At 38.3% G+C, this 12,834-nt stretch carries 16 protein-coding genes; 9 read left to right on the forward strand and 7 right to left on the reverse strand.

Going from position 1 to position 12,834, the window contains the following annotated elements; translation table 11 throughout:
- Nucleotides 1-41 precede the first annotated feature (41 nt).
- From fad_RS03510 to mdh, 5 genes are all read right to left on the reverse strand, one after another.
- Nucleotides 42-404: a hypothetical protein gene (locus tag fad_RS03510; RefSeq protein ID WP_081141835.1), complete on the reverse strand. Its 363-nt coding sequence runs from the start codon at nucleotides 402-404 to the stop codon at nucleotides 42-44.
- Nucleotides 401-1,276, reverse strand: a complete 876-nt coding sequence (locus tag fad_RS03515; RefSeq protein ID WP_081141837.1) for a CoB--CoM heterodisulfide reductase iron-sulfur subunit B family protein — start codon at nucleotides 1,274-1,276, stop codon at nucleotides 401-403. Before fad_RS03515 ends, fad_RS03510 begins: the two co-directional genes overlap by 4 nt.
- Nucleotides 1,273-2,214 (reverse strand): succinate dehydrogenase/fumarate reductase iron-sulfur subunit, encoded by a 942-nt coding sequence (locus tag fad_RS03520; protein WP_081141838.1) that lies wholly within the window; start codon nucleotides 2,212-2,214, stop codon nucleotides 1,273-1,275. The genes fad_RS03515 and fad_RS03520 overlap by 4 nt, the downstream gene beginning before the upstream one ends.
- Complete coding sequence (locus fad_RS03525) at nucleotides 2,215-3,909, reverse strand: succinate dehydrogenase flavoprotein subunit (RefSeq protein ID WP_081141840.1); 1,695 nt, start codon at nucleotides 3,907-3,909, stop codon at nucleotides 2,215-2,217. It abuts the gene before it with no gap.
- Between the two features lie 77 nt (nucleotides 3,910-3,986).
- The gene (gene mdh, locus fad_RS03530) at nucleotides 3,987-4,955 is read right to left on the reverse strand and encodes a malate dehydrogenase (RefSeq protein ID WP_081141841.1); all 969 of its coding nucleotides are present in this window, start codon (nucleotides 4,953-4,955) and stop codon (nucleotides 3,987-3,989) included.
- Between the two features lie 108 nt (nucleotides 4,956-5,063).
- Here mdh and pdxS point away from each other — a divergent pair, with 108 nt between their 5' ends.
- The 7 genes from pdxS to fad_RS03565 all read left to right on the forward strand — a co-directional run bounded on the left by pdxS (nucleotide 5,064) and on the right by fad_RS03565 (nucleotide 9,087).
- Entirely contained in the window at nucleotides 5,064-6,056 is a 993-nt protein-coding gene (gene pdxS / locus fad_RS03535) for a pyridoxal 5'-phosphate synthase lyase subunit PdxS (RefSeq protein ID WP_081141843.1), read from the forward strand.
- Nucleotides 6,057-6,073: 17 nt separating this feature from the next.
- On the forward strand, nucleotides 6,074-6,646 hold the full coding sequence (pdxT, locus tag fad_RS03540) for a pyridoxal 5'-phosphate synthase glutaminase subunit PdxT (protein ID WP_081141844.1): 573 nt from the start codon (nucleotides 6,074-6,076) through the stop codon (nucleotides 6,644-6,646).
- 80 nt (nucleotides 6,647-6,726) lie between these two features.
- On the forward strand, nucleotides 6,727-6,927 hold the full coding sequence (locus fad_RS03545) for a hypothetical protein (RefSeq protein WP_081141846.1): 201 nt from the start codon (nucleotides 6,727-6,729) through the stop codon (nucleotides 6,925-6,927).
- A gap of 22 nt (nucleotides 6,928-6,949) precedes the next feature.
- Nucleotides 6,950-7,366 carry a PPC domain-containing DNA-binding protein gene (locus fad_RS03550; RefSeq protein WP_081141847.1) on the forward strand — a complete coding sequence of 139 codons (417 nt, stop codon included), beginning with the start codon at nucleotides 6,950-6,952 and terminating at the stop codon, nucleotides 7,364-7,366.
- Between the two features lie 25 nt (nucleotides 7,367-7,391).
- Complete coding sequence (locus fad_RS03555; protein ID WP_196795617.1) at nucleotides 7,392-8,036, forward strand: 7-carboxy-7-deazaguanine synthase QueE; 645 nt, start codon at nucleotides 7,392-7,394, stop codon at nucleotides 8,034-8,036.
- Nucleotides 8,037-8,612, forward strand: a complete 576-nt coding sequence (folE, locus tag fad_RS03560; protein WP_081141849.1) for a GTP cyclohydrolase I — start codon at nucleotides 8,037-8,039, stop codon at nucleotides 8,610-8,612.
- Between the two features lies 1 nt (nucleotide 8,613).
- Nucleotides 8,614-9,087, forward strand: coding sequence for a 6-pyruvoyl trahydropterin synthase family protein (locus fad_RS03565; protein WP_081141850.1), 474 nt, complete (start codon nucleotides 8,614-8,616; stop codon nucleotides 9,085-9,087).
- Nucleotide 9,088: 1 nt separating this feature from the next.
- On the opposite strand, the gene fad_RS03570 is transcribed toward fad_RS03565, so the two are convergent.
- Nucleotides 9,089-9,835: an XdhC family protein gene (locus fad_RS03570; RefSeq protein WP_081141851.1), complete on the reverse strand. Its 747-nt coding sequence runs from the start codon at nucleotides 9,833-9,835 to the stop codon at nucleotides 9,089-9,091.
- Between the two features lie 214 nt (nucleotides 9,836-10,049).
- On the opposite strand from fad_RS03570, the gene fad_RS03575 reads away from it, so the two are divergent.
- Nucleotides 10,050-10,751, forward strand: coding sequence for a phosphorylase family protein (locus fad_RS03575; protein WP_081141852.1), 702 nt, complete (start codon nucleotides 10,050-10,052; stop codon nucleotides 10,749-10,751).
- Between the two features lie 116 nt (nucleotides 10,752-10,867).
- Nucleotides 10,868-11,791 (forward strand): IS5-like element ISFac2 family transposase, encoded by a 924-nt coding sequence (locus fad_RS03580; protein WP_009887387.1) that lies wholly within the window; start codon nucleotides 10,868-10,870, stop codon nucleotides 11,789-11,791.
- A gap of 60 nt (nucleotides 11,792-11,851) precedes the next feature.
- On the opposite strand, the gene fad_RS03585 is transcribed toward fad_RS03580, so the two are convergent.
- Entirely contained in the window at nucleotides 11,852-12,805 is a 954-nt protein-coding gene (locus fad_RS03585) for a Gfo/Idh/MocA family protein (protein ID WP_081141853.1), read from the reverse strand.
- Between the last annotated feature and the right edge of the window lie 29 nt (nucleotides 12,806-12,834).

The following is a 12,834-nucleotide window of genomic DNA, read 5'->3' on the forward strand; positions in this document are numbered from 1 at the left end:
TAAAATTACTGTTTCATAATTAAAAAAATATTATTAATAGCCTATTTCTTAGAGTCTTTGTTTTTAGCATCCTTGTTTTTCATATCTGTAAGATATTGCTCAATGTAAGCAAGATCCTGGGCAAGTGTTTTCTCACTTTCCTTTAGCCATAGGAGTCCTCCGGCGGAGTCAACCATAGTGCCGGAGAATTTCATATCTCCTACAAGCTGTTTCCAGTTAAATGGAATTTTAGAAATTACTGACAGGTACATAGCATTGTTTAATTTTCGTACATGGAGTTTCCCATAGAAAAGGTCATCTTTTTTATAATAAATTTCAGTGGCAAATGGGGCTTCACCCGGTCTGGGTGGAATTTCCGATTTGCCTGTTATTTCAGTACCTTTTAGAAGGTCGTCGTAGTTCATGATATGCCTCTTGAACTAAGATATTCCATTGACATTTTTGACAATCCCAGTTCCTTTGGCGAATAACCGAATGAAAGCCCGATAAGCTGTGTTATGTATAGTGCAGGGAGCCTCCAGTCCTGTTTAAACTCCCTCTGTATCTTAGTCTGTGTAACATCAAGCTGCAGGTGGCAAAGTGAGCATGGGTGGACAAGCATTTCCGAACCATTGTCCCTTGCACTGCTGAGTACGTTGTTCGCCATTTTCAGTGCCACAGTTGGGTTTGATCCCATCAGGGGAAAACCACAGCATGCTGACTTCATCGGGAAAGCTACGGGTGTTGCACCGGTTGCGGCTACAAGGTCCATTACACTGTGTGGATTGAATGCAGATTCGAATCCCATTACATTTGAAGGCCTCAGCAACTGGCATCCGTAATACGTTCCAACCTTGATATTTGTTAAGGGTCTTTTAACATGTTTCCTGATGTTTTCTATTCCAACGTCCCTTATTAATACCCATATAAAGTGTTCAGATTCAACCCCGTTATCGTATTCCTCCATATTGGCGTTTTTTAATCTCTGGTCAACATCTTCTTTTAGAACAGGGTCGTTTTCATATTTGTCAACTGCCATTTTGTGTGAATTAAGGCAGACACTGCACGGAGTTGCCATTTTGTCATACCCCATTTTTTCTACCTTCTCAAGGTTTCTAAGATTCAAGGATGTATGTGATGATTCATTTTTATCATCCATAAATCCTCCACCACAGCAGTTCCAGTCGTCAACCTCCATTAACTCAAGGTCAAGATCCTTTGCTATTAACTGTGTGGCTATATCAACATCTTTCGCTATTCCGTGGGATGCACATCCCGGATAATATGCTACCTTCATTTCTTTTCACCCATTAATTTTTTTATTTCATCCATATTTTTAACTTTGGAATCTTTCTCGAATGCGTATTTGAATTTGCCTGCTTTCAGCATGTCTACCGCATCCCTCATTGCTTCACCAAATCCGAAACTTTTCAAAAATAGTGTTGATTCTTTTATTTTTCCTGTTGACGATATAAGATTTTCTATGGCATCGTCATGCTTTCTTGCCGCAACTGTTATCGCAGTATTTCCTTTGTATTCGTCAAGATAGTTCTTTGTTTTCTTTATTGCAATTACTGGCTGTACATCCTGGGGGCACACCTCATAGCACATATAACATGAAGTACATCTGTATGCACTGTCCATTAAAAGGTCTAACCTTTCCTGCTTCTTTGTGTCCCTTTCATCATCCACGAACCTGAATCCCTTTGCGTGGGCAGCAGGACCCAGGAACTGTTCATCTTCCTTTACAGACGGGCATGCAGAGACGCAAAGGCCACAGTAAATACATTCTTCAAATTTCCATACTTCAGTCTGGTCTTCAGGGGTCATCCTCTGTTCATTTTCCCCTGAAAGTACGGAATTATCGGCTACCAGTCTCGGCATTACCTTGTACATCTTGTCGTAAAACACGTCTATATCTGTTATAAGATCTCTGACTCCTGGATAATAGTCCATGCTCTCCAGATTAATTTCATTCTTATCATCTGTAGCCTGCAAAGCTATTGTCCTGCATGCCAGAGATGGAACACCATTTATTTTCATTGAACAGCTTCCACAAACAGCCATATGGCAGGATGCACGGTAAGCCAGTGAAGGATCCTGTTCGGACTTTATCCTTCTAAGAACCTCCGTCATCTGTGTATATTTATCCACACTAAGTTTGTAGGACTTCCAGAATGCACCGTCTTTCTCATTATATTTTTTAACATTCACGGTTATTTCTTTTTCTTCCATTTAATACACCCTCGCTTCAGGTTTCCACCTTGTATACGTAACAGGCTTGTACGTTATTTTTATTTCATCTCCGGCAAGATATGTTATGGTATGCTTCATCCAGTCCTTATCATTCCTTTCAGGGAAATCGTCCCTGAAGTGTGCACCCCTTGTTTCTGTCCTGTTCAATGCTCCAGTAGCCATAGCATATGCAACATCGATCATATTCCTTGTTTCCAGCGCGTTGAATAGTTCTGTGTTGTAATTTGTTGATTTGTCCGTGACATACATGGACCTTGATCTTGTTCTCAGATCTTTTATTTTCGAAATAGCCTGTGATAACCTGTCCTTGTCCCTGAATATGCCAACGTTGTCCCACATGATATCCCTGAGTTCCTCTGTCAGGACACCGAAATGCTCGCCGCTTTCTCTCTTTATGTAGGCATAGGCATTATCTACCAGCTTTTCCACGTCACTGTTTGACTCTATTTTTTTATGGGATTTAAGGTATTCTACCATGGCATTCCCGGTCTCCCTTCCATATACAAGGGTTTCCAGAAGTGAATTTGAACCCAGCCTGTTAGCACCATGCACAGAAACACATGCGGCTTCTCCGGCTGCAAATACGCCTTTCAGGTCATGGTTAGTTCCTGTTATGTCAACATCTATGCCACCCATGAAGTAATGCTGTGCCGGCCTTACCGGTATCATCTCTTCAGCAGCATCCACGCCTGAGAAGTTCTTTGCTGCATCGTATGCCAGTGTCAATCTTTCCAGAATGTATTTCTTTCCCAGATGCCTGAGGTCAAGGCCTAAATATCCGCCTTCGAATCCTCTGCCCTCACGGATTTCAATTGCCATGGACCTGGAAACAATATCCCTGGGTGCAAGGTCAAACTTATGTGGTGCATAGCGTGCCATGAATCTTTCTCCCTTGTTATTTTTTAATATTGCACCCTCAGCCCTTGCCGCTTCGCTGATCAGTATATCGGATGGATAAAGCCCGGTTGGGTGGAACTGTACAAATTCCGGGTCCTTAAGTGCCACACCGGACCTCAATGCTATGCCATGCCCATCACCAGTGTTGATGTAACTGTTTGTTGAATGTTTGTACATCATGCCTATTCCACCTGATGCTATGAGCAATGCCCTTGATTTCAGGTATATGGGATCAAGTGTTTTCATTTCCATTGCTACAAGCCCATTTACACTATCGCCTTCTCTTGCAATGTCAAGGACGTAATATTCATTGTAAAAATCAATATTCTTAAATCCCGTTGAATGCTCGAAAAGGGTATGCAACAATGCCATTCCGGTTTTATCCGCAATAAATCTTGTCCTTGGATAGGTTTGCCCTCCAAAATACCTTAATGCTATCCTTCCATCGGGTTGCCTGTTAAAAGGGGCTCCCCACGCATCCAGCAAATTAACTATCTCACCAGACTTTTTGGACAGCAATTCAGCAGCGTCCTGATCTACCAGATAATCTCCTCCCTTGACCTCGTCATAGGACATAAAATCAGGATCATCATTCGGGTCAGAATTACCCATAATGTAGGCTGCTATGCCTCCTTCTGCAGCTGAAGAATGCGAACGTGTTGGAAAAACCTTCGAAACTACAGCAACAGTAAAACCAGCTGCCGCAACCATATTGGCAGCCATTAATCCGGCTAGCCCACCTCCTAAAATAACTGCATCATATTCTTTTTTTTCCATGAAATTATCACCAGTATATATTTTTTATGTAATGTTATAATGAAATAAAATATAATATTTTTGTTTTATACGAATTATCAGTGTGATGCGAAGTAATCATCTGCAAGTTTGTTGTTTTTCTTTACAGATTCCACGCTCTTCATCCATTCCTTTGCATCCGCTTCACTGAATTTTAAATCATATATTTCCTCAACACCATTCTTTCCAATTTTTATTGGAACTCCGATAAAGGCGTTGCTGACTTTATAATTTTCTGCATGTTTTCCTGTAAGGTATGCTGCGCATGGAATCACCCTGTGCTGATCGTTAATTACAGATTCAACCATTACAGAAATGGATATTGATGGTGCATAGAACGCTGTTCCTGTTTTGTAAAGGTTAAGTATCTCGCCTCCTCCAAATCTGGTTCTTTTAATGATTTCCTGTATTTTCTCTTCGCTAAGAAGATCGGATATGGGTATTCCTGAAACGCTGGAGTAATGTATAAACGGAACCATATCGTCACCATGGCCACCTATTACGAAGGCATTTACATCTTTTACAGATACATTAAGTGCTTCAGCCAAGAAAGTCCTGAATCTGGAACTGTCCAGTGATCCGCCCAATCCTATTATTCTCTCGGGGCTAATTCCGGATGCCTTCTGCAATGCGTATGCCATTATATCTGCTGGATTTGTTACAGCAACTATTATTGAATCCGGTGAATATTTCTTAATCTGTTCCCCAACATCCTTCATTATTCCTATATTCTTTACCAGAAGATCGTCCCTGCTCATTCCTGGCCTTCTTGCAAGCCCGGCTGTAACTACTATTACATCTGAACCTTTTAAATTTGCATATTCCTTAGGGTCCTGGGTGCAAAATCCATGCAATTTGCAATCAAAGCCAAAATGTGGTGCTCCTTCCTGTATATCCAGTGCTTTTCCCTCTGCAACGCCCTCAACAATATCAAAAATGTTTATATCTGCGATATTCTTGATAGCCAGAACCTGTGCTACACTTGCACCTACTGCTCCTGCGCCAATAATAGAAATCTTCTTGTCCATAGATTGGTATAGCCTTTCAAATTAAATATTTTTGTATTATCCCGAAAGTATTCAAAGATATAGATACATCGGGAAAGTGTAAATATGTAATTATTATATAGTTTTATTATGCTGGACTTACAGAAGTTAAAATATGGGGATGAATTATTAAAACGCGGATTTGCTAAAATGACAAAGGGAGGTGTTGTTATGGATGTTACCAATGCTGAACAGGCAAAAATCGCCGAAAAAGCAGGTGCAGTTTCCGTAATGGCACTGGAAAGGGTTCCTTCAGATATACGTGCCCAGGGTGGAGTTGCAAGGATGTCAGATCCACTTAAGGTTAAAGAAATCCTTGATTCTGTTTCTATACCTGTTATGGCTAAAGTCAGGATAGGGCATTTAAGCGAAGCTTCAATACTGGAATCACTGGGTGTTGATATGCTTGATGAGAGCGAAGTGCTCACTCCTGCAGATCCATTTTACCATATAAATAAAAAAATGTATAAAGTTCCGGTTGTATGCGGTGCAAGGACTTTTCCAGAAGCAGTGAGGAGGATATTTGAAGGCGCAGCAATGATAAGGACAAAGGGAGAAGCGGGAACAGGAAATATAATAGAAGCAGTCAGGCATATTCGCACTGTTAACGATGGTATATACATATTGAATTCCATCACATCAGACGAAATGTACGCGGTTGCCGAAAACATATCGAAAAGCTACACCACTTTGAGAAACCTGACAGCATCAGACCTTTACGGTGCAGATAAGGAAATGCCATATGATAATGTATATTATGGAATGGATTTCAGGGAAATATCCAATCAGATATTTAAGGTATTAAAGGAGATAAAGCATATGAAGAGGCTGCCACTGGTTAACTTTGCTGCCGGTGGAATTGCTACACCTGCCGATGCTGCACTGATGATGAAAATGGGCATGGATGGAGTATTTGTGGGAAGCGGAATATTCAAATCCAAAAATCCACAGAAGATGGCCGAAGCAATAGTTGAAGCAACTGAAAATTATGAGGACTATAAATTGCTTTCAGATGTTTCATCCGGGCTTGAGGGCATGCATGGGCTTGACATATCTGAGATAGAAAAACTTCAAAACAGATAAATTATTTTTGAATATTTATGAAAATCGGAATACTGGATATACAGGGAGATGTGTCTGAGCATTTCCAGATGATAAAACGATTGCCCGGGAAATACCATGCTGTTCCAGTTATGGTTAAAACTGTAAATGACCTTGCTGGCATATCCGGGTTAATTATACCTGGTGGCGAAAGCACAGTTATATACATGCTTCTCAAAAAATCAGGAATGTATGAAAAGATTGTTGAAATGGCACATTCGGGCCTACATATTATGGGTACATGTGCAGGCGCAATACTCGTTTCCAGGGATACAGGCGACAAACAGGTGGAAGGCATGAACCTTATCGATATATCCATAAAAAGAAACGCCTATGGAAGGCAGATCAATTCGTTCATACAGAAAATAAACATATCCGGAATAGGAAACTTTGATGCCGTGTTCATCCGCGCTCCTGAGATTGAATCTACCGGGAATTCAGAAGTGCTTGGTTTAGAAAATGGAAAACCTGTTATTGTGAGAGAAGGAAATATAATGGCTTTGACATTCCATCCGGAACTTACAGGAAATACAGGAGTCCATGAACTATTTGTTTCCGGAATTACTGGATAAATTTTTTTGCTATTTCTATATTATTGAAGTTATACATTTACAATCCTTAAAATTATATTCAATTATTATATACTGAAGGCGTGGAAAATAAGCGGGTTAAAAACCTGATAAAAGTGAATATAATAATAGGCATAATTACCGTAATAGAAGTAAGTTATATTATATCGCACTTCAAGCTTTATCTTGCACATGTGCTCCCTATCGATATATTATCCATAGTTCTGGGAATGTCTTTTGCTGTTACTATGTTCCTCTGGGTTGTTGGCATAACAAAGAATTAATACATTTAAAGTATCTGCATTCATGCAATCTAATGCTGAAAATAATATAATAGTGGCTAAATTTGAAGCTAATGAAGATGTTCTGTCCAATTTAAATATTCTTGTTGAAAAATACTCAATTAAAACAGGATTCATTGATATGGGCATAGGCATGATAAAAAATTTGAAAATCGGGTACTGGAATATAAACAAATATGATGAATTGCTAATAGAGGACAGATCAGAGCTTGTGGCATTCCATGGTTCAATTGCAAATGACAAAAACAGGTTCCACATACATATAGGAGTGGCAAGAAAAGACCATGGCCTTTATGGCGGGCACTTTTTCTCGGGAATTGCTGACCCATTGATGGAAGTTAAAATAACTAAATTTGATAACATAGAGTTCACCAGAAAATACAACCCTGAATCAACACTGAATGAACTGGAAATTCATTAATAGCCCTTATTTAAGGTTTTTAAAAATGTATATAAATGAAATATTTCTCAGCATTCAGGGGGAAGGTCTTTATTCCGGTGAAAAGATGGTTTTCATACGTACGGAATACTGCAACCTCAGGTGTTCATGGTGTGATACAAAGTACTCCTTTTACGAAGGGAAAGAAATGTCAATAGATGAAATAGTTGAATCAGCCAGGAATATTAATAGTGGGCATGGAGCATCCTGGATCTGCCTGACAGGTGGAGAGCCACTGCTTCAGAAGGATATTTCTGTTCTTGTGGACAGGCTTTCAGAGGAATATAATATACTGCTGGAAACCTCAGGCAGCCTGGACATAGGGCGTTTTTTGCCCAACCATGTAAAAGTTAAGAAGGATATAGATTTCAAGCTTCCATCATCAGGGATGTACAGAAAATTCAATGATAAAAATATTTCATACATGGAAGAAGGCGATTATATAAAATTTGTCGTAAACGATTTAAATGACTTCAATGTTGCAATGGAAGAAATTGAAAAGATAGGCAAAAATGTGAAAATAGTAGTACAGCCTGTATACGGCACAGACATAAAGATGCTTGCAGACGCGTTTATTGATAAGGCACCTTCAAACGCACGGTTGATGCTTCAGGAACATAAATACATATACGGGGAAATAAGGGGGGTATAAATGGAAGAAAATAGTAGAGATATATTAAAAGAAAGCATAAAGGCTCTGGTTTATAACCTGCATGAAGAATACGGGTGGTTCAATGATGAGGAACTTAAAAATACTCCACGCCGCATTGAAAATTTCTACAGAGAATGGTACGGAGCAAGGAATTTCACTTTCACAAAGTTTAAAATTACCGGGCACGAGAGCATGGTAATTGTCAAAAATATATCATTTTATTCAATGTGTTCTCATCATCTGCTGCCCTTTTTCGGAAATATAAATATAGCATACCTTCCACGCCCCGGCGGATACATAGCAGGGGTGAGTAAACTGGTACGTTCTGTAAATAAAATAGCAAGCAAACCACAGCTACAGGAAAACATGACATCCGAAATAGTAAATTTGCTTTATGATAATTTAAATCCGCTCTTTGTCATGGTCACGGCCAATGGGCAGCATATGTGCATGATGATGCGGGGGGTTAAGCAGGAAAGTGCAACCATGGTAACTTCATCTGTAAAATATAGCGATGTGGTAAAGACTGAACTGGAATCGCTCAAGAATGAAGCATTGAAGATGATGGGTGAGTAAAATGTACAGGATTGAGGTTGTAGGCGCATTGAAGGGTTTAACATGGAGTTCTGGCCATTACGTTCCTGATAATGAAAAGTGCAAAAATTTCCATGGCCACGATTATTCTATAGATGTTATAATAGACTCCGATGGGGTAAAAAGCAGTGGAATGGCAATTGATTTCACCATAGTAAAGCAGGCAATAAAGCCTGTGATAGAGGACATGGACCATAAATTCATGATACCTGAAGATGATATAAGGCAAAATGAAAACCCCGGCTTTATAGATATTTATGTAAGGGGCAAATACAGGGGCACAATGTCCCGATCAGACATTTTTGCCTTTCCTTATTCTGCTGACACAGCGGAATTCATAGCAAAATACTGTTATGATAAAATATTTGCAAAACTACTGGGCCTGATGGAAAATTTCAGGTTAAAGGTTACTATCCACGAAGGGCCCGGAAATATGGCAACGTACAGTGAAAATTAATTTATTTTATATGGTGTAAATTTTTCTCTTTTATGATTTCAGCAACTATGCTGATGGCAATTTCATTTATGGTAATAGCTTTTATATCTATTCCTGCAGGGCATTTTATCAGGGAGGTATCAAGTCCAGGGTACTGAGTTTTAACCTGTTCTATGTCCTTATTGAATCTGTTTTTGCTTGAAACTATGGAGAGATACACCGGCTTATTTTTAAGAAAATGTGATATGAATTTTATTTCGTTCTCAGTCTTGGTTAGAAGAACCACAAAGTCTTCACTGTAATCCTCCGACATGAGTTTGTCAGTTTCTTCCTTCTTGTTTATATTGATTACAACGGGCTCCATGCCGGTATAATCCATAAGCCCCATCATAGCTTCAAGAAGCTTATCATCATTGGATTCCACAAGCATTACTATGTTACGTCGGTGTACATATGGCTCAATGAATAATTCTATCATTCCACCACATGTAGTATTCATGGAATAATCCGAGGTTTTATTGTCCTTATCCAGTGCAATTTTAAGGTATTTTGTTTCCTGTTTTTCAATGGAAGCATTTAATTCACCTAGAACAACCTTATCAAGTGAGGGGCTTCCCAGTGTACCGTATAAAATGTTTTTGCCGGATGCGAGAATCTTGAAGCCCGGTTTGGCTATTGATGATCCCGCTGTTTTAATTACAGTGGCTATTGCATAATCTTTCTTATTATTCTGCAAGCTTGTTTGAAGTGGAATTATGTCATCGTACATATTTATTTAAACGCAAACTTCCATAAAACTTTTTTCAATATGAACAGGGCAGATGCCAATTTTACCACTTATAAACTTTACTATTTATGCGCAAAAATTTTACATTATAACGGATTATAGTCAATTAATAAGTATATATCTGGATAGTATTTTAAATTTTGCCGTTATGTATGCAACTACATAATATATATGGGTTAAATTGTAATTCATTATCATGGCAATAATAAAAGCTGAAAAAGGTCAGATAAGTGATAAGGTAGTTATACTGGGAAATCTGGACAGGCAGAAAATTATCAATTCATACCTGAAAAATACGGAGAAAGTGTCTGAATTTGCAGGTTATCATACATATACAGGAGAGTACAACGGTAAGAAAATTACAACAGTATTTCATGGAATAGGAATTCCATCCATGGCACTTGTTGTGGATGATTTAATAGGAATGGGTGCAAAACAAATTGTGCGTTTCGGTTCATCCTTCTCTGTGTCTGATAAGGTAAAGCCTGGAACATCAATACTGCCCATAGGATATTCTTATAACTTTGGCGGAGTATTCAAACAGTATCTTGGAGATGAGTATTCAATAGCTTTGACACCGGATTACGGGATGCTCAAGGCTGAAGAGGAAAAACTTTCGGCTGCAGGGCTCGGGCCTGTTGTGGGAAATGTATTTACCAGCGATGCCCTGATGACCCATAATAAGGAATTCGCCCAGAAACTGGCAAAGGATGGGAATATTGCAGTGGAACTGGAAGGTGCGGGGCTTTACTTTATAGCTAAATTAAGGGGAGTTAAAGCTCTTTCAGTGCATCTTGCATACGGAAATCTGGTAACAGGAGAACAATTGCCAGCTGATAAAATAAGTGAAAACGAGAAAAAGATCTCCGAAACTTTACTGGAACTTCTCACACAATAAATTTACCATTTTTAATAGTGTGTTGCATAATTCATTCTAATTTAATAATTATTCCATAATAAATTTAAAACTTAAAAGGTAAACCCCTATATAGTGAAATATAGGGGCGATTTGCTTTGACACCACAAATCAATAATAAAATAAATAGAAGTATAAAAAGATACTGGATTGGTTCCAACAGAAGATGGGAAAAGTATAATGAATCACTTGTAGACAGGGTGGAATACCTTACAGATCTGTCATTTATAAAGGATTATGATACTCTATTAGAGGAAAAGAATAGTGGAAAAATAGGCCATCCATACAAAGTACCCGATGCATTGATAATGTATTTAGCGAGATTAAGATCTATATTTAATGTACCGTTCAGGTCACTTGAAGGGATATTGAGATCCTTAGCGATTATAACAGGAATAAAATCAATATCATACAGTGAAATATTCAGGAGGATAAGGAGAATTAAGCCTGAATTGAATAATATTAACAATAAACTGGATTGCATTATAGATTCTACTGGATATAAAATAACAATAAGGGGAGATTACTTAGGCCATAAATGGCATAAGAAAAGGAAGGGGTGGCTCAAATTACATGTAATAATATCATTGAAGGATGTTAATGTATTATCATTCACTATAACAGATGAGCATACACATGATTCTAAAGCTGCTAGAAAACTATTGAGTAAAATGAAAAATAATATTCTAAGAATATTTGGGGATAGGGGATATGATTCAAAATATATCTACAATATGTTCGGATATAATGCAGTAATACCCCCCAGGAAAAATGCCTCTACTAAATCCAGAGGTTCATCCACAAGGGCCAAGATTGTAAGATTTATAAAAAAGAATTCCATGGAACAGTGGAAGGAGAATAATAGCTATGGTAAAAGGTGGATTGTAGAAATATATTTTTCAGGATTAAAAAGAGTAATGACAGAGGTTATTAAAGCTAAGAAAATAGAGTATATTATACAGGAATTAGCTCTTAAGGTTGTTAATTACAATATTATGAGGGGGATGACACATGCCTATTAATTATGCAACACACTACATTTTTAAAAAAATATAATATTAAATTTTTATATATTCATTCTTTTAAAGCTTATATATGTCCAGTACCGCTTTCAAATCCCGCAGTGCTAATTCTGGAGGGAAAGGAACCTCAGTATTATTTTTGACACTATCCGCAAATTCCATTATTTCAGCGGTATATACATCATACTTTTTCACATTTGCATTCTCGCCATTGACTATCAGGTCGCCATACACAGTCCTTACAGGTGTTCCAACTTCCCAGGAAGTTCTGGATTTAACATCCTCATATATGGAACCTTTTTCGCCTATTATCTCAAATGCTGGCAATTCAGGCGGGTTTCTGTATGACCATGAATAGAAAAATAATCCGTAGGTGCCATTTTCAAATTTGAATAAGGCAGCGGTGTTGTCTTCACCATTAAGAATAGACCCTCCGTGGATGCTTTTTCCATGAATGCTTTCATAGTTCCCTCCAAAATTCAATAATGTATCTAGAAAATGGATTCCCCCATCTATAAGGGCACCTCCACCCATTTGATCCTTATCGGTTCTCCAGCCTCCATGTTCAAAAAATCTCTGGTCACGAACTATTATGGTGTTTATCCTTCCTATCCTATTTTCTCTTATAAATTTAACAGCCGCCCTTACCGATGGGTCGAAGAAATACTGGTCTGTAACCATAAATTTTACCCCGTAATCCTTTGACGCCCGTATCATGGCCTCACCGTCATCCAGTGTAGTGGCAATAGGTTTCTCTACAAGGACATTGCTGCCAGCTTCCATGGCCTTTATAGCCATTTCCTTATGGAGATAATGGGGTACCACCAGGTCAACTATTTCAAAGCGGTCTTTTATTGCATCTTCGAAGCTGCTGTAAACATTCTCTATTTTGAATTTTTCCACGGTTTTTTCTATAACTTCTGGTTTTCTTTCTACTATGCTTATTTCCATGCCCTTTATTCCGGAAAGATGTTTTTGACCGAAATTGTTGGCCCCAACAACAAGTATTTTCATAATATCATAATATTAATATATTTAATTAT

The sequence above is a fragment of the Ferroplasma acidiphilum genome (assembly GCF_002078355.1).
Lineage (GTDB): Archaea > Thermoplasmatota > Thermoplasmata > Thermoplasmatales > Thermoplasmataceae > Ferroplasma > Ferroplasma acidiphilum.